Raw genomic sequence first — 18,301 nt, 5'->3', positions numbered from 1 at the left:
ATCGCCGCGCTACTTTATTGACGTCTTCAGGCGTTCAAGAATCCACTTGGCGTCGGTCGTCCTGCCCTGCTCCACCAACGCATCCGATGCGTCGCGCAAGGCGTCCATTGCTGCCGCATCGCCTGTAATCGCTGCCGTCAGGTGCTGGTCCGCCGTTTCGTAATCGTGTAGATCGATCGCCCGAACAGCAGCCGCGACGAAGCTGCGAGTATCGTACGGCAGAGTTTCGTCCCACAGTCTTTGTCGGCGAGCCCACGCCTCAAGCCAGCCAATTCGACGACGCCCATTCGAGAAGTAAGTTGGACCAAGATAATCCAGATGTTCACGAAAGACTTCGCGCCTGTCGGACGGTGTGAGTTGCGTTTTGGTTTCTACAAGCCCGGTTTCGCGCAGTGTGTCTCCAACCGCACGGGCGATTGTTTGATGGGCTTCGATGGTCGGGTGCACGTGGTCAATGTACGAACGGTATCCCGGGATGCCATCGATGCTGTTGGCGATAATCAGGGATTCGGCATCGACCATCGCTACGTCGTGCGTGGTTGCCAACCGAGCGAACTCGCTACTCATCGCAGTCGTCATCCGCAGCGGACAAATGTCCAAATCCCGAGCGGCGCGGTAACTGTTGTAGGCTTCCGAAAAACGCCCCAACCGGTCGTAACATCTCGCGATGCGGAAATGCAGCAGCGGATGCTGGTCATCAATGCGTTCCGCTCTTTCGTAAATCGACAACGCAGCGGCGGCATCATTCGTCTCGACTTTAGTGGCTTCATCAAACAACGTCTGCCACCGTTGCTGATCTTCGACGCTTAAACCGTGGGCGTGTTCGGACTTAAACGGAGGACAGTCACGCAGATTCGAACCCAACCGAACAGCAACGACGGGCACGCTGGCGGAATGACACATCTGCAGCATCTGATCGACAGAATCGCTGTACTGTTCGACCACCTGCTGATGCCATTCCTCATCACGATGATAAGACGCATAACCTGCTTCGTCGTCCAGTCGAGCTTCAACGGAATCAGACGTGGCCGGCGTATCGTCGGTCGGTTCAACACGAGGACCACCACCAACGGCTCGCCGCAGAACCTGAACTGTTTTCAACGACATGGCCGCGCTTTCAACAGTACGACGCAGCGCCGAACGTTCGCGCACGGACGAATAGGTGCGGTCCTCCAGGAACTCGTTGTGCCCCGTCGCCAGCAGGATCAAATCCGGATCGTATTGCAGGACTTCCTGCAGCACCCGCCGCAGCCGGTAGCTGGCGTAGGAAATTCCACCGCAATTGATCGCCTGATAGTGCCGCGACGAATCGGCAGCGTTCAACTCCAGTTCCAGCCACTTGCCAAACGATGTTTCGGGTCGGTACGGTCGTCCCTGCACCGTTGATCCGCCAAGACAGAAAATGCGGAACTCGTTTTCTGGTTTCTTTATCGCAAACTTCTGCGAAACGAAGAACTGCTGTTTGGCCAGGCTGGTTTCGTACACACCTTCTGCGTTGTTGCGTTCAAATAACGGCGACGCATTTCCAAAGCCAGCATGAACGTCATCGTTGGCCGAGCCGACTCCGAACAGTCGCAACCCGACTTCCAGCACCACAAACGGAAGCAGGCCGAATGCCACGGCAAACAATCTGCGGCGGCGTTTCCGGCGCATTGAATCTGGTGCGGGCGCTGTCCCGCCATCCTGTGGATCGGCTGCCTCACTGCCTTCGCCTGGCAACTCACTCATATTGCTTTCGATCTGTTTTTCTGTAGGCCACAACGACTCGGCATGATAACCTTCGACGCAGTTCTGTCCACAAAAAGCGGAAGGGGTGGCACACCGCAGAGTCCGCGCACGAACAAGCAATCCTGACCGGATCGGCCTATGACCAAAGATTCAGACACCCCCAACTCCAGCAGCACTCTCGCGCCGCCATCGAGCGCGCAAAACATGTCACGTTGGTCGATCGCAGGAATTATCGCCGCGATCGTTCTGGCTGCGTTGCTCACGTGGAACCTGCGGCTGGTGGTTGTACAGTTGAGTGACGCTGCGGACATCAGTCGCGAACGAGCGTTCTGGGCGCTATGTCATCCCGAAACAACGCCTCAACAGCGGACCGAGTTTTTCCTGCGTCTGGCCGCCGGCGGCAACGCGGAATGGAAAAGCGCCCTCCTGCATGACCTGCAACTCAGCGGCGTTGATCTGTCGAATACAAGCCTGGAATCGGCCGTCTTCACGTCGTGCAATTTTGCGAAGGTAAATTTCGAAAGCGCGCAGCTTGGTCGAGCCAGCCTGGACACATCGGATCTCACCGGCGCCAACTTTGCGAAGGTGAAACTTCGCAACGGCACCTTCTTTAAGTCGAATCTGAAGAACGCCGATTTCCGCAACGCCGATCTTTTGTCGACGTCCTTTGAACAGGCGACGGCTCACGATGCTGTGTTCGTCGCAGCAAAAATGGGCGATGCGTTCTTCGCTATGACCGACCTGACCGGCGCCGATTTTACCGGGGCCGAATTGAGCGGAGCGAACTTTGAAGCGGCCATTCTGAAGAATGCAGACCTCGCCCTGGCCAATCTCTACACGGCTCGCCTGAATGATGCCGACCTAACGGATTCCAACTGGTGGCGAGCCCGCGGCCTGGCATCTCAGCAACTGGATGAATTCACGCTGCGTTTTCCACCGACACCCGATGCGCCGGAATCACGTCAAAGAGACTTCGAGATCTGGTTAACAAAGCGGATTGAAGATTCTGAACAACCGAACCCCGGACAGAAATAACTCATGACTACGCCCACGCTTCCCGCTCGCCTGGTCGCAGGCTGCGGCTACCTCGGTCATCGCGTCGCTGCGTCGTGGCACGGTCAGGGCTACGAAACGCACGCAATCACGCGCAGCATCGATCGAGCCGCTGCATTTCGTGCTGAAGGACTGCATCCGGTGCAGCTGGATTTGGCAGACCCGAAATCGGATTCGCTACCCGAAGCCGATGTTGTGTTGTGGGCCGTCGGTTTTGATCGCGACGCGGGCATTCCTCGCGAAAGGGTTTGGCTGGATGGCCTGCAGTGGCTGACCGAACACCTTTCCGTGGCACCGCGGCGATTCATCTACGTGTCCAGCACCAGTGTCTACGGCGAAGGAGACCGTGAGCTTGTCGATGAATCCACCGCCACGAATCCCGTGACCGAAGGCGGGCTCTGCTGCGTGAAGGCCGAGCATCTGTTGCGAGAACTTTGCGCGAAACGACATCCGGAGACTCAAGTGGTCGTGTTGCGACTGGCTGGCATTTACGGTCCGGACCGGTTGCTGCGACGAGTCACGGATTTGCAGCAACAAAATCCGCTTCCCGGCGACCCGGATCATTGGCTGAACTTAATCCACGTTGACGATGCTGTCCGAATGGTGAATTTCGCAGCCAACGCGGCGACGGTGCCGGACGTCATCAATGTCGTCAACCAACACACGCTGACTCGCCAGCAATACTATACAGCTCTGGCTGAATTGGTCTCCGCCCCACCACCCGTGTTTCAGCCTGCGAACGAAGTCGATGCGACGGACCAGCAGCGGCGGCGATCTCGCGGCGGCAACAAGCGAGTGGCGTCTGCATTTCGTGAACAGTTCGACGTTGGCTTCGAATTCGACAACGTCGCGACGGGCCTGCGCGACGCCGTGATGCGAACATCGGCGCCAAGTTGAAATTAAGCCCTCCGGTGATCCCTGCGCCGCCGTCAATCGCAGCAACACCGCCGCCGGATCCGCCACTTGGCATTCCGCGCATGACTGCTGCACATCACCATGAAATCGGCCTGCGATTCGCTAAGTTGGCGGGGCGACGTGTGGCGCTCTCGTTCGTGGAATCTAAAAACACAGAAGGTTACGATACGACATTATGCTTGCCGAACCGCCGACTGCGGCTCGACACTTTACTGCCAGCCTCGAGGTGCTCCGTGGTCTCATACCTTCGCTCGACGTGCATTCTGCTGTTTCTAACGGCCTGCACCTTCCCAACCGCGACACAAGCTCAGTCGACTGATCTGAAGCTCAAAAAGAACGACCACATCTCCATCATCGGCAACACTCTGGCCGATCGCACGCAGCATGACAGTTGGCTGGAAACGTACATCCACGCCATGCACGCCGAACTGCAACTGACGTTTCGCAACCTCGCCTTTCCCGGCGACGAACTTAAGACTCGACCACGTGAAGACAACTTCGGCAGCCCGGACGAATGGCTCACGAAGAACGAATCCGACGTGGTGTTCGCGTTCTTTGGTTACAACGAAGCGTTGAAGGGGCCGGCTGGGCTGGACTCATTTCGGAAGGACCTGACAGACGTTATCGACGGCATGCTGGCTCAGAAATACAACGGTGACTCAGCTCCGCAGATTGTCATGTTTTCGCCGATCGCTCACGAAGACCTAAACGATCCCAATCTGCCGAACGGTTCCAAAAACAACGCCAACCTTCATCTGTACACCGAAGCCATGCGTAACGTGTGTGCTGCGAAGAAAGTGGTGTTCGTCGATCTGTTTGGACCGACTCAGCAACTGTATTCGAACAGCGAAAAGCCGCTGACCATGAACGGCATTCACCTGCTGCCGCATGGAAACAAAGCTCTGGCATCGGTGATCACCGAATCGCTGTTCGGCAAAAAGCAACCGGATTGCTCGCCACAGGAACTGCTAACGCTGAATGAAGCGGTCAAGGAAAAGAACTACTACTGGTTCAGCCGCTACCGAGTCGTTGACGGGTACAACGTGTTCGGTGGTCGTTCGAAACTAAATTGGTTCGGCCAGTCGAACGCCGACGTGATGATGCGCGAAATGCAAATCTTTGACGCCATGACGGCCAACCGAGACAAAAAAGTCTGGGCTGTAGCGGCGGGAAAAGATTACATCGTGCGAGACGACAATCTTCCGGCGGAATTGGTCGTCAAACCGAATAAGCAAGGTGACAAACCCGACGGCAGCTTTAGTTATTTGAAGCCTGAGGAAACTTTGAAAACCTTCAAGCTGGATGAAGGCCTGGAAGCCAACGTGTTTGCTTCCGAGGAGATGTTTCCGGAAATGGTCAACCCCGTGCAGATGGCGGTCGACACCGATGGGCGGCTGTTTGTGTCCGTCTGGCCCAGCTATCCGCACTGGAATCCGACGAAGCCGCGCACGGACCGCATCCTGTGCCTGCCGGATGAAGATGGCGACGGCGTGGCTGACAAGTGCGTTGTTTTCGCCGACGAACTAAACAGTGTGACCGGTTTCGAATTCTGGAACGGCGGCATGCTGGTGGCAGCTCTGCCCGAACTTTGGTTCCTGAAAGACACAGATGGCGACGACAAGGCGAACGTCAAAATTCGTATGTTGCAGGGTTTGTCGAGTGCTGATTCGCACCATTCCGCTAATGCGATGGTGCTGGGTCCGGACGGCTGGGTGTACTGGTCGCGCGGCATCTTTAACGTGGCCACGATGGAAACTCCAACGCAGACATATCGGTCGACTCAGTCAGGCGTCCACCGTTTTAATCCGCGCACATTTGAAATGGAATTTCACTTTCCCATCGGCCCGAACCCTCATGGCGACTTCTTCGATGCATGGGGTTATCAGTTCGCAAACGACGGTACCAGCGGCACAGGTTCATACGTGAACATTGGCAAAGGCGTGGGCAACAAGCAGTGGTTCGAAAAGCAGTGGCGGCCAGTGTCGGCGACGATGTCATTGTCCAGCAGCCACTTCCCCGAGCGTTTTCAGAATAACTTTCTGGTCTGCAACTGCATCGGCTTTCTGGGCATTCTGCAGCATGAACTGAACTACAACGGAGCTGACATTACCGCGACCGCTGTCAATCCGCTGCTGGATTCTTCAGATTCCAATTTTCGCCCGACCGACGTCGAAATCGGGGCGGATGGCGCACTCTATGTCGGCGACTGGGCGAACGCGTTGATCGGCCACATGCAGCACAACATGCGTGACCCTAATCGAGACGACCAGCACGGCCGCATCTTCCGCATCACAGCACGCGGGCGAGATCAATTGAGGCCCGTCAAGCTGAAGGGCAAGCCCGTTGACGAAGTGCTGGCCGCGTTTTACGCGAAGGAAAACGGCGTTCGCTACCGAGCTCGCATTGAACTCTCAAGCCATGATTCTGACGAAATCGCGCGAAAGATTCCTCAGTGGGTGAAGGACAAAGATGTCAGCAAGCCCGAGGATGCTCAGGCACTGCTGGAATGTTTGTGGGCCCTGGAAGAACATCGCAAGCCCTATCGTCGCTTGATCGAAACGGTCACGAAAGCGAAAGAACCACGAGTGCGAGCCGCCGCGATTCGTACGTTGGGGCATTGGGCCGGACAGATCAGTGACTGGGAACCTCTGCTGCTGGCGGCGGCCGGTGATGAATCGGCATTGGTCCGTGCGGAAGCAGTAAAGGCAGCGGTAAACTTCGACGGCATGCCAGCGGCAGAAGCCATCTTCAAAGCAGCCACCATGGAACTCGACCCGGAACTGGAAACTGTTCTGAAGTATGCGGAGAGTCAGATTAATGTGGACAATCTGATTCAGGAATCCATCGCGTCGAAGAAGCCGTTGTCTGAAGCGGCCTACGACTATGCACTGCTGAATGCCAGCATCAGCGATCTGTTGAAACTGGAACGCACCTCAGAATTGTACTCCGGCATCCTGAAACGTAACGACATTGATCAGAAATCGCTGAGCGAAGTTGTTACGGGACTCGCCATGCTAAACAACAAACAACCGGCCACTGTACTGGTTGAATTGTTGGAGCAGCGTGATGCGGCCGGCCGTGTGGACAACATCAGCAGTCTCGGCCAGTTGCTGGCGGCTCAACCATCCGTCGACCTAAAAGCCGTTCAGGTAAGAATTGAAAAGCTGGCGTTGAAGGGAAAGACCGACGAGGGCCGGCAAGTTGCCTTCGCCGCATGGATTGCTGCTGAAGGTAACGGAGCCGCTGCGTTTTACGCCGCTTCAAGAAGCAAAGACAGCCTGAAGGATTTGCTGGCCGCCGTGCCACAGGTGCCAAGTGCCGAACTGCGAGCCAAACTCTATCCGGACGTGCGCTCACTTATGTTCGAATTGCCGTCCAATCTCGAAGCCGAATCATCGGGCCGCTCGCTGCAGGACCCGGGCATTCAAGTGGACTACTATTATCCGAGTGCAACCAACGTGGCGGTGGAAACTCTGAACAAGATGACTCCTGAGGCCAGTGGCATCGTTCCGGAAATCGTGATGAACGTGCCTCAGCTTAAACAACGAGACAAATTTGCTCTCAGGTTCACGGGAAACATCGCCATCCCCAAATCAGGTAAGTACACCTTCTTTATCAAGTCGGATGATGGTTCAAGAATTTATATCGACGACAAGCTCGTGATCAACCACGATGGCCTGCACGGCTTTTCGGAAAAGAGCGCAGCTATCGAACTTGCGGCGGGCTCGCATTCGCTGATTGTCACGTACTTTGATAACGGCGGCGGCGATGGGCTGGAAGTGGCGTGGGCGGGCCCCGGCTTTAACAAACAGAAGATCGCCAGAGAAGCTCTGTCGGTCGGCAACCAGTCGAACACTATTCACGATGTCGCCATTCGCTCGCTCGGCCGCATCCCCGGCAACGAGGCGGAATTATTCAACGATCTTGCGGATCTGTTGAAAGCCGGTCGGCATCGTACGACCGTGATCAACGTGCTGGCCAACATCCCTCAACAACACTGGAACGCCGATCGAGTTCCGGGTCTTGTTGACAATGTGGTCGGCTACCTTAGTAGCATCCCCGCCAAATTCCGCACTGGCGGTGACGCGGTCACAGCCACAGAATTCGCGAAATCACTGGCAGGCAAGCTACCAGAAGCCGCCGCCAAAGACGCGTTGGAACGTTTACAGAATCTGGATGTGCGAGTCATCGCGATCGGCACCGTTCCGGCGCGCATGATTTACGATAAAGAACGCATCGTGGTGCAGGCTGGCAAGCCGGTCGAATTCCGGTTCAGCAACATCGACCACATGCCTCACAATTTCGCGATCGTGCAGCCCGGCTTCATGGCAGAAATTGGCGAATTGGCCGAAGCCACAGCTCGCGATGCCGACGCGAAAGAACGCCACTACGTTCCAACATCAGACAAAGTGTTGCTGGCCAGCAAGCTGCTGGACCCGGGCCAAACGCAGGCCATCAGCTACACGGCTCCGGAAACCCCAGGCATTTACCCGTATGTCTGCACCTACCCGGGCCACTGGCGGCGCATGTTCGGAGCCATGTATGTGGTCGCAGACGTAGAAGCGTATGAAGCCGACCCGGCAGGCTATCTGGCGGCAAACAAGCTGGAAACCAGGGACCAATTGCTGTCGTACCTTGGACGCAACACCGAATGGAAACTAGCCGATTTAAGCGACAAAGTTTTGCATCTGCACCATCGATCCAACAGTTTCGATGTCGGCGAAAAACTGTTCAGCGTGGCCAGTTGCATTGGTTGTCACAAGATGAATGGCAAAGGTGCCAACGTGGGGCCAGACCTCACGAAGCTTCCACCCGAATACCAGCCGGTCGACATTCTGCAACACATGCTGGAGCCGTCAAAGAAGATCGACAAAAAGTATCAGGCGTACTCGTTTGTGTTGGCTTCGGGCAAGGTGCTGACGGGACAAATCGTAAAAGGAGATGCCGACACGATTCACGTACTGGACAACCCAACGGCTCCAGACAAACTGCGAGTCCTGAACAAGGAAGACATCGACGACCAGACTCCCAGCCAGGTCAGCATCATGCCTCAGGGCGTGCTAAACAAACTGACTCAGGAAGAAATCCTGGACCTGCTGGCGTATGTGGTTTCGAAAGGGGATAAAAAGAGCAAACTGTTTGCCGCGCATCATCATTAGGGTAGTTTGTCGTGGACGGTTCGGGCTCGTGCGCAACAGGCTTCATCGTCCGAATCGCTTGTGCCGCGGCCACAAGTCAGCGAGATTCGCTGTAGGTTGCTACCAACGCGCGACTGTTTGATCAGTTGGGAGAAAACGCTTGAATGGCTCGTCAACAAAGCTTGGTATTCATCGCGAAAGCCTGACCGTCATCGGCGTGGCGGTTCTGCTGACGGTCGTGTTGTTGCTCCTGGCGTTTCGTTCTTCGAGCCAACCCGTCAAACGGAAGCAAGACGAGTTTACCGGCACAGAAACTTCAAAGTTGCTGCGGCTGAAGAAGACAGATGCGGTCTGCCAGGAACTACTCAAACGCAACGGCATCAGCCTGCCGGTCCTCCGCGACTGCCTGCTGCACTTGGCGAAATCTCGACGCACGACGAACCTGAACATTCTGCTGGAATGGATCAAAGCGTTGCCCGCGGACGCTCCGTATTCGGAGCAACAAAACGCGAGCCGCGTTCTGAGCGACATGTCGGCCACTCAACGGCAACACGGCCAGGAACAGATGTCGCAGTGGTCGAAGGACGACCTGTCAATCGCAGCAAAAAGAATGGTGACCGCGACAGAGCTCGCAGCGGGACCAGATCGATTCGACCTACCGTCGACGGCCAGAGAGACAGACCGACTCAAGGAATGCCTGATCGTCCTACCGCTGATTCCGTCGGTTGCTGTTCAGGAAAGTTATTACGACGACATCCAACTACTGTTGGCTCGTTCAACGCATGAGCAGAGCACGGCGGACGACCCGTTGCAACGTCTGCTGATCACAACGATCGCACGCATGCGAGGCCGGGATGCCGATCGGGCTCGGGATTTGGTCGAGCTGATTGTGGCAAAGCAACATTCTGCGTTGGCGATTGCTTCCCTTGATCAATTGCCCGCCGAATCGTGGCCGGACCAGCAACTCGGCTTTCTGGCCGCAGCCGTGATTGCGTTTGTCGCCGACTCTAACAGCGAAGCAGAGCGGCAGACTGGTTTCGAACTCGGTGAAAAAATTGCCAATCGCCTGCCGGAAGAAAAGCGATCCCGGTTCACAAAACGGTTGGCTGAACTCCGCGCCAACGATAGCGAATCTCGCTGACTTGTGGCCGGGGAACAAGCGTTTCGCACGATGAAGGTTGTTTCCCGTGAGCCCCAACCGTCCACAGCAAAAGGGAAACTGCTCCAGTGCAGCTTCCGGCCCTGAATGATCGCCAGACACTGTTAACCGCAGTTACCAGCCATGCAATTCAGACCGCGGCGGTCTTCTTCGAGCCACTGGCCAACTTGAGACAAACTGCAAAATTGACGGCCGAAATTCGGGAGACGCCTCACGTTCACGTCAAAGCCGCCCTTGGCTTCACAAACCTCCCGGCTTATCGGACCCGACCTTCCTGGGGGTAAGTGACAGCAAAAACGCTGTGACCGGCACAACGGGTTTCGCCCCACCCGCCCTCAAAGTCGAAACATTCAGACAGGACGAGTTTTTGGCACGCTCCCGCATCTGCTGTTCGAACAATTACGGCAAGGAAGGTTCGGCATCATGTTTCCGACCAAAACAACATCTCTTCTACTCGCTGTCACCGTACTGGCTGTATCCGGCTGTAGCGGTAGCCGCCTGCGCAACATGATCACGCGTTCAGACTACAAGAGTCTTGAGCAGATTGAAGCTCAGGATTCGGTCAAAGAGGCTCGTGAAACGGCTGACCGTGAAAAAGCCATCGCCGCTGGAACAGCGGGCGCCGAAGCTGACACGAAGCTGGTTGCACAACAGAACGATGCAACTGCCGATGCAGACGCTGAGGAACCAAAGAAACGCAGTCGCCTGAGTCTGGCGGGTCTGCTAAACCGAGACGTCGCGGAAGACGAAATCAGCCCGGATCCGTTTCTTGTGGCAAGTCGTGAAGAGAACGCTGCACCGGATAAGCCAGCGATCGTGGCAACCGGAAACAGCATTGGCGACAAGACAATTCAGCAGACCGCGTCGAAAACCACAACAACGGCGGCCGATCAGGCCGAACAGTATGTCAGCAACAGCACCGAAGCTGCGAACACTGCCGCTGAAATGTTTCGAGACATCGCGGCGACCGACGCGGCTGTAAAGACGGCGCCGAACGATACGCCTGCAACAGCCAACGCTGTCACGACCGCCGAAGAATCGTTTGCTGATTTCATCGCCGCACAGGCTAAGAAGTCAAAGTCTGAATTCGAGCAAAAAGTGGCGGAAGCAGCTGAACCTGTTATTCAAAAAGAGGCGGCTATTCAGGCAGCCGAAGCACTGGCAGCAAATCCAACAGGGTCTGTGAGTGCGTTTGATGAACTGCTGAGTGCGACCGAAACACCACGCGACACCGCTGCGGTAAAACAGACAGCGAATGCTGGGCCGTCTGACGATCTCGTGCCTGGCTTGGATGAACTGCTGGCCGAAACATCAGGCACAGCTTTCCCGGAAGATGCCGTGACGACAGAAAAATCGGCCGATACGGCTGCAAGCCCGTCGTTCGATTCAGTCTTCGGCACAAGCAATCCTCCGGCTGCTGATTCGGAATCGGCCACCGCATCGACGAATCCCTTTGCTGCAGAAGAAGCCGCGAAGGCAACTGCCGAACCCGTCGCTGACGCTGATCCCTGGGCCGCATTCCGAAACAACCAGCAAGCTGTGGCTTCTGTGACCAACACCGAAAGCGCATTCGGGGCAAACGATAAGCAACAGGCTCAGCCGTTTAACTGGGCTGATTCTTCGACCGCAGAACAAACTAAGAAATCAGAATCGCACTCACCGTTTAGCAACGCATCGGCAACGAAATCGGACTCCTCAACGGCAAGCGAAAAATCACCGTTCACTACGGCTTCCGCCAGCACTGTGACGACGGACGCTGCAGACGAAACGTCGACCGCAGGTCTTGTGATTCCGCCCGTCGCAACTCAGCAGGTTTCCTTTTCAAGCAGCGACGACGCAAACCGTGGTACGGCATTCGACGATTCGCAAACCGATCCGTTTGCCACGGGGGCTGCCACCTCAGCCGGTGATGATTTGTTCGCTCAGGCAGACGACGAACTGTTTGCAGCGGCCACGGCAGGCATTGCCACAGAAGCGACGGTGGCCAGCGATCCGGCCACCTTTCAGGGCTGGTCGACTCGAACGTGGTTCTTTCTGCTGGGCTGCATTATCGTCGCACTCGTGCTATTCATGCCGGAACGTCAAAAGCGGACCAATCCCTAAACTACAAGGCGGGTACCTTCGGACTTACCCGCCAGTGGTTGAGAACCGACGTCGCGACGCCGCGGCACAAGCTAGGCTCGACAAAGAATCCGCAGATCCAATCGACGATCTGCGATTCGCCTGTTGCTAACCAGTACAGGCTGCCATGCTGTCCGCCCCGGAGTTGAGAGATGTCGCAGGATCCCTGGAGTCGCCCCACGGTCGAAGATTTACGTCAAATTCTCGAGAGTATCGGGAAGCCCGACGTGACGAATGTTCGCACACATGAACGCCTTGAACTATCTGTTCCGGCGGAAATCAAAACCGGCCGCGGTAATACGATTGCCGCTATGACGCGGGAAATCAGTCGCACGGGGATTGGTCTGCTGCACCGCGGTGCTGTGTCGCCCGGCGAAATGTCTGTGCGAATGGCAAGCGAGACTCGCGAATTCGAATACCGCGTGATCATCGAATGGTGCCAGCCGTGCGACAACGGCATGTTCATGAGCGGCGGGCGGTTTCTGCCTGGCAGCGACAATTGAACGACTGATTAAGCGCGGCGACGCGATTGATCTGATTGCGGCGATGGTTCGGATCGCCCGCTTTCTGATCGTTCCTTTGCTCGCTCGTGAATAACGGAATCTGCGGAGAATGCTGCAACCGTTCGACAAACATTGCTCGAACAGTTCGCGGCCGCCGATCACCGTCACGCAAAGTTTGCCGTTGTTTCGATAGCTGTTGAGTACATCATACGGTCTCTCCGTACTCTTCCGGCTTCACGGTACTCTCCGGCACGCTTGCATGGTTTCACAGTTTTACAGACGTCATTCAGCAAACATCTTGCTGTGTTGTCTGATAGCGTTGCCGATCCTGATCGCCTGCGGCGAACAGGTCGTTTCCAACAACGATATCGAAACCTGGCTGCCTCGCAACAGTCAGGTTCGCACAGACTACGACAACTTCGTGCGCACGTTCGGCGCTGACGAAACGATTCTTGTGGCTTTCCCCAAGCCCTTCCCTGCTCCGGCCCGACTGGAAGCCGCGGCAGGCCGAATGGCCGGGTTGGACGGCGTGTCGTCGTGCTGGACTCGCCAGCAACTGCTGGAAACAATGCTGGCCAACGAGGTCAGCGAAGAGACGGCCAAATCGCGACTCGTGCATTTGATGGCCACGCCTGACAATGACCTCGAAACCATGCTCGTGTCATTAAACAAGCACGGGACAGCCAATCGTAGTCAGGTGTGCGAAGACGTTCGACGTCAGCTTGCCTACTGCCAGATGCCCGACGCCGTGCTTGCCGGTGGACCGATCGTGGGCACTCAGCTGGACAAACTGGGCAGTCGAAAACGAGCCGCCGCGCTATTCATGCTGACGATGGCAATCTGCCTGGTCCTGCTGTATCTGAACATCAGCTGCTGGAAAACGTCCGGTGCTTTGATGCTGGCCAACCTGCTGTGCATCAACTTAACGATGACAACCATCTGGCTGTCCGGGTATGAGATGAACTTCATCATGTCATCTCTGCCGGTGATGGTGATGGTCTTCACAACAGCATCCGCCATCCATTTCATCGGCCACTTTCGACACGAATATCCGCGTGCCGATGCCGTCGAACGAGCGATCCGGGGCGTGATTCGCCCCAGTGCTTTCGCCACGGTCACCACGGTAATCGGTCTTGTTAGTCTTGCGGTGTCTGACATCGGGCCGATTCCCGCATTCGGAGCGGCCGCCGCACTGGGAACAGTCTACAGCTTCTTTGTAGGCATCTTTCTCACACCCGCCATCATTGTCGGCCTGAAGTACCGACCGCCTCAGAACCAATCGACCGAAGTTCGGCTGGAACGAACGGCGATGTACATTGTCAACCGGCCAATCCGAGTTCTGGTGCCGGGACTATTGTTGACGGCATTCTGCGCCGTCGGCGTTTTCCAACTGAGGTCGCTGATCAGTCCGCTCGACTTTTTGCCGTCCAACGATCCGGTCCTGCGGGACACGTTGCTAATTCAAAACACGCTCACCAGTCCCACATCTATCGAAGCCGTTGTTGACTTCGGATCGCACGGAAGTTCGTTTGTCGACCGGCTGCGTGAAGTGCGTGAGATTGAATCGCGATTGAGCGAAGTCGACAACATTTGTCACACGCTTTCCCTTGCCGACTTCTTCCCGGAAGAACTTTCCGAGAACACGTTGTCCCTGTCGAAGCTGGCTGCGGCTTCCAACTCAAATGGCGGGGTTAGCGGACTGATGGCAGACGGAAGTCGATTGTGGCGAGTTTCTCTACGCCTGCACGATGACGAGCCATCAGCCGTAGCTGCCACCATGGCGTCGCTCAAAGCGTGCGAACTGGACAGACAGATTACGTTTACAGGGCTTGGGCCGTTGCTGGAGATTGCTCAGGGACAGATCTTTGATGGCTTCTGGAAAAGCTTCGCCTCCGCGTTTGTGCTGATCACACTAGTCATGGTACTGGCACTGCGTTCGATCACAGCCGGTCTTGTGGCGATGATTCCGAACCTGACACCCATCATACTCGTCTTCGGAACTTTGGGCTTGTGTGACTACGCGATCGACATCGGAATCATGATGACCGCCAGCATTGCATTGGGTCTCGCGGTCGACGGCACGTTCCACTTTTTGTTCAGCTACCGCGATTGCCGCAAAACCAGCGGCTGCCGTTATCGAGCCGTCCGCAAGGCGATTCTGCAAACCGGCCTGCCGATCATTTCTTCAGCGTTGATCTCGGGAACCGGTCTGCTGGCCCTCGGCTTTTCACCCTTCAAGCCAACAATGCGGTTCGGCGTGCTGATGTTCTGCCTGCTGCTGGCGGCGTTGATCGGCGACCTCGTGCTACTGCCCGCCTTTCTGGCGATCGGAAGCCGCCGCAAGCGATTGGCAGCCGAGGCGACGAACGCGCATGACGCCGTCCGCCGCGCAGCGTAAGCGACGCAGCAAAACGCCCGCAACGCTCCAGTCTGCGCCGCCAACGCGATGCCCGCGTCCAGCGGTGTTCACGTTGTTACCTTGATCGCACTCGCAACGACATACCCGAACGGCTGGGGCCCGTGATTGTGTTTGTTCGCTTTTCGTGCCATATGCGTGATGAATGGCGATAAGCTGGGCAGGACATCCCGGACTCCAGCCACGTCGCCAATAGCACGACTCGACAGACGTGCGGCTTCGTCGTCTTTCGCTCAATTATGGTGTGTCCCCGTTTGCTATACGCAACAGCATCTTACAGTCGCTTTCGGTGTCCGGAGTCTGGTGGCATCCCGTGTGGAAACAGTTAATCACACGGGACGAGAGACGGATGACCATCTCTTCAGATCGACTGTCGATAACCAGATATGGAAAGGCGTCAACATGCCGCACAAGTGTTTTTTTTGTATATTTTCAAGCCACCGAAATCCGGCGTCCACGACCTTGTGGCGTTGCGAAAGAACGGTGATACTCAACTGCTATGGCGTGTGCAGAGTCGCGGTCGATGGCACGACATTTGTGAGGCTCACATTTTACGGCGAGAGCGGTGATGGCCGCGTTGGCCTCTCAGAGAGTCGGATCGCAGAAGGCCAGAATATCGAACGACTTATTCGGGCTGATCCGACGGAAATCGAAAAATTCGGATTCCGTTATGAGTGCCGCTTGTCAGGGGACAGTGATGCGACGCAGCAAGACTTCAGGGTTCACGCTGATCGAACTGTTGGTAACGATTTCGATCATTGCCATCTTGATCGCGTTGTTGTTACCCGCCGTGCAACAGGCCCGCGAAGCCGCTCGCCGCACCCAGTGCCGCAACAATCTCAAGCAGTTTGGTCTCGCCCTGCACAACTACCACGATGTGCATCGATGCTTTCCGATGGGTGGGATGGGCGTCACTTATCTGACCATGACCGGACCGGACCACATACGCTCATTTTCGTGGGGGGCATATCTGTTGCCGTTCCTTGAGCAGGATGCGCTCTACCAGCAAATCGACTTCAATCAACCAAGCTTTAAGGTTTCGTTTCCGGATCTAACGATACCTGCTATCAACGACAACGAGATTCTCATGTCGACCACACTTGTTGCTTTTCGGTGCCCATCAGATTCCAGGCCCGACCGCCTCAGCGACGATGAGCCACCCGGCTTAATGTATTGGCAAGACGCCGCGACGGCGAGCTATATTGCCAACTACGGGACGAATGGGTTCGTCGCCGCACAGCCAAGTGGATCCAACGTACCATGGACTACGGCGTTTGGATTTGCCATCAGTTCCGGACCACACCTTCCTATGCATGTCGTCAACAATCGCGGCACTGGTCCGTTCTCGGTCAACAGCAGCACTCGCTTGCGAGACGCAACCGACGGCACAAGTAGTACAGTGTGCGTAGGTGAGCGACACTGGAATCAGTGTGCGTCCCTCGAAGTCACTTACGCGACTTCGAGGGCACTGTGGGGATACGGGCCTCGTGCCGGCGACGTCATGGGCAGCGGCTACTACCGCCCGAACCAGGGCCAGCGCATACTAAGTTGTTTTGCCGGTAAGGATTTGCATCAAATAGTCAATGTTCCATCCGGCCATTCTTCTTTTCATGACGTTGCTTTGTTTGCCAGGATGTTTCTTGATGAGGCTGAGTGTGAGTCGTCTGAGCCATGACAAATTGTTCGCGAAGATTCGGTTTCGGACTCGACTCTCATCCTCGCGGTAGGTCATGTCGAGACTCCAGTGCAGCGTGTTTTCTATGGCCCAGTGACCACGAACCGTTGTTGCGAACAGCTCGCCTTTGCGACGCAGACTGCTGATGTAGTAGCGAACGTCAGAATGATGAATGCCGTCCTGCTCGTACATTCGGATCGCCGTTCCGATGGTCTTGAGTCCGGCCCATTTGTGGCCCACGTCAAAATCGACAGGCACGGTCGCCTGATAGTAGATTCTCTGTTCCTGCCGACCGTGTCCCTTCTCTGTTTCTTCATAGCGACTGACGGGACAGCGAGCGAAGTCATCCTCCAGGTGATCGAGAAAAAACTTCTGCACGACCTCATAGAGTTTCGGTTGGTTGCCTTTCAGGGCTAACACATAGTCTGCATTGCCAGACACGATCTGCTGCGCAATGTTTTTTTGACAACCCGCTGCGTCAATCGTAATGATCGCCTCATCGATATTGATTTCGTTCAGTAATTTCGGGATCGCGGTGATCTCGTTCGACTTCTCTTCCGTCGCCACCTGTCCCAGAGAAATCCCCTGATCAGAAGCCCACGCACTCACGATGAACAACGCACCCAGCCCATTCTTTTTGTCATGTGATCGACGGAGTGCTTTGCCATCAATCGCAATCTGTTTTCTGTAGCCTTCTTTCTGTTCGTCGGAAAGTCCTTCCAGCGATTCAATCCATTGCACGAAGCACGCTTGAAAGTCGTTCGGCTTCAGGAGAGAAAGGACGCGCCGGTACGTATCTTTTTTCGGAATGCCATGCGGAAGTGCCAGGTGTTTCTGCAGGCCATCGGCATTCAGTCGCGCCCATTCCGCAATCGCACTGGGGCCGTCGGCGTTGGCCAGCACTCCGCAAATGGCGATCACAATCACATCACCAAGCAGATGCAGACGATTGATGTTGGAACGCGGGTCTTTCAATTGATCAAAGTAATGAACAATGTTTCCTGTCAGCTCCTGGGTGACCGCCAGTTCAACTGTCGACATCTCTTGTCCTCTCCTCGTGAAGTCCGATGTTACGACACGAAAAGACTAACCAATACTCACTTGTCGCGCCAGCCTAAATTGCCCAAAGTGCGCGCTGGCCCTGCCGCCCGAACGCCTGCCCGGTCGGTGTCGACCCCGGTACGACGGGCAAGATTTGCAAGGGACCGATGACCAGCGTGCATTCCGGTGGGCTGCAGGTTCTGTTGATGGACGGCTCTGTTCGCTTCATTAACGACAGCATTGACAGTGCTGAGGAAGCCGAGATCGACGCGATCCCCGACATGAGAAACAAGGCTCAACGTCAGGCGGTCTACGGTGTTTGGCAGGCCATCTGTGACATGAACGACGGAACCGTCGTCGGCGACTTCTAAACACCATCAAACATCCACCACCGGGTTTTCTTCGGTGGGGTGTCCGGGGGCTGTACCACCGGCGTTCGAGTCGGTGACCAGTCTCCAACAACGGCACTCGCCACTCGCCGTATTCGATCCGTGTCAGATTCCCCGCCATGTTTCTTTGCGAACGCCTTGGCACCAAATAATAATTCCAGGT

The 18,301-nt window shown here is 56.0% G+C and carries 10 protein-coding genes and 1 pseudogene; 9 read left to right on the top strand and 2 right to left on the bottom strand.

Annotated elements, in window-relative coordinates:
• Positions 1-9 precede the first annotated feature (9 nt).
• Positions 10-1,728, bottom strand: a complete 1,719-nt coding sequence (locus Fuma_RS24830; protein WP_077026494.1) for an SGNH/GDSL hydrolase family protein — start codon at positions 1,726-1,728, stop codon at positions 10-12.
• 204 nt (positions 1,729-1,932) lie between these two features.
• On the opposite strand from Fuma_RS24830, the gene Fuma_RS24825 reads away from it, so the two are divergent.
• From Fuma_RS24825 to Fuma_RS36280, 8 genes and pseudogenes are all read left to right on the top strand, one after another.
• On the top strand, positions 1,933-2,763 hold the full coding sequence (locus Fuma_RS24825) for a pentapeptide repeat-containing protein (protein WP_077026493.1): 831 nt from the start codon (positions 1,933-1,935) through the stop codon (positions 2,761-2,763).
• Between the two features lie 3 nt (positions 2,764-2,766).
• Positions 2,767-3,678: an SDR family oxidoreductase gene (locus Fuma_RS24820; RefSeq protein WP_077026492.1), complete on the top strand. Its 912-nt coding sequence runs from the start codon at positions 2,767-2,769 to the stop codon at positions 3,676-3,678.
• A gap of 251 nt (positions 3,679-3,929) precedes the next feature.
• Positions 3,930-8,855, top strand: a complete 4,926-nt coding sequence (locus Fuma_RS24815) for a PVC-type heme-binding CxxCH protein (protein ID WP_158521119.1) — start codon at positions 3,930-3,932, stop codon at positions 8,853-8,855.
• 139 nt (positions 8,856-8,994) lie between these two features.
• Positions 8,995-9,975 carry a hypothetical protein gene (locus Fuma_RS24810; protein ID WP_077026490.1) on the top strand — a complete coding sequence of 327 codons (981 nt, stop codon included), beginning with the start codon at positions 8,995-8,997 and terminating at the stop codon, positions 9,973-9,975.
• A 441-nt stretch (positions 9,976-10,416) separates the two neighbouring features.
• Positions 10,417-12,096: a hypothetical protein gene (locus Fuma_RS24800; RefSeq protein ID WP_077026488.1), complete on the top strand. Its 1,680-nt coding sequence runs from the start codon at positions 10,417-10,419 to the stop codon at positions 12,094-12,096.
• A gap of 170 nt (positions 12,097-12,266) precedes the next feature.
• Positions 12,267-12,617 (top strand): PilZ domain-containing protein, encoded by a 351-nt coding sequence (locus Fuma_RS24795; RefSeq protein WP_077026487.1) that lies wholly within the window; start codon positions 12,267-12,269, stop codon positions 12,615-12,617.
• Positions 12,618-12,876: 259 nt separating this feature from the next.
• On the top strand, positions 12,877-15,015 hold the full coding sequence (locus tag Fuma_RS24790; protein ID WP_077026486.1) for an efflux RND transporter permease subunit: 2,139 nt from the start codon (positions 12,877-12,879) through the stop codon (positions 15,013-15,015).
• Positions 15,016-15,601: 586 nt separating this feature from the next.
• A pseudogene (locus Fuma_RS36280) lies at positions 15,602-16,393 on the top strand (DUF1559 domain-containing protein); the annotation flags it as partial.
• Between the two features lie 183 nt (positions 16,394-16,576).
• Here Fuma_RS36280 and Fuma_RS24780 read toward each other — a convergent pair.
• Complete coding sequence (locus Fuma_RS24780) at positions 16,577-17,749, bottom strand: ISAs1 family transposase (RefSeq protein WP_077022421.1); 1,173 nt, start codon at positions 17,747-17,749, stop codon at positions 16,577-16,579.
• Positions 17,750-17,916: 167 nt separating this feature from the next.
• Here Fuma_RS24780 and Fuma_RS24775 point away from each other — a divergent pair, with 167 nt between their 5' ends.
• Positions 17,917-18,120, top strand: a complete 204-nt coding sequence (locus tag Fuma_RS24775) for an H-X9-DG-CTERM domain-containing protein (RefSeq protein WP_077026484.1) — start codon at positions 17,917-17,919, stop codon at positions 18,118-18,120.
• Positions 18,121-18,301 lie beyond the last annotated feature (181 nt).

This window comes from Fuerstiella marisgermanici (genome assembly GCF_001983935.1).
Taxonomy (GTDB): domain Bacteria; phylum Planctomycetota; class Planctomycetia; order Planctomycetales; family Planctomycetaceae; genus Fuerstiella; species Fuerstiella marisgermanici.
Note: the sequence above shows the minus strand (reverse complement) of the source record. Positions and strands in the feature narration are given on the sequence as shown.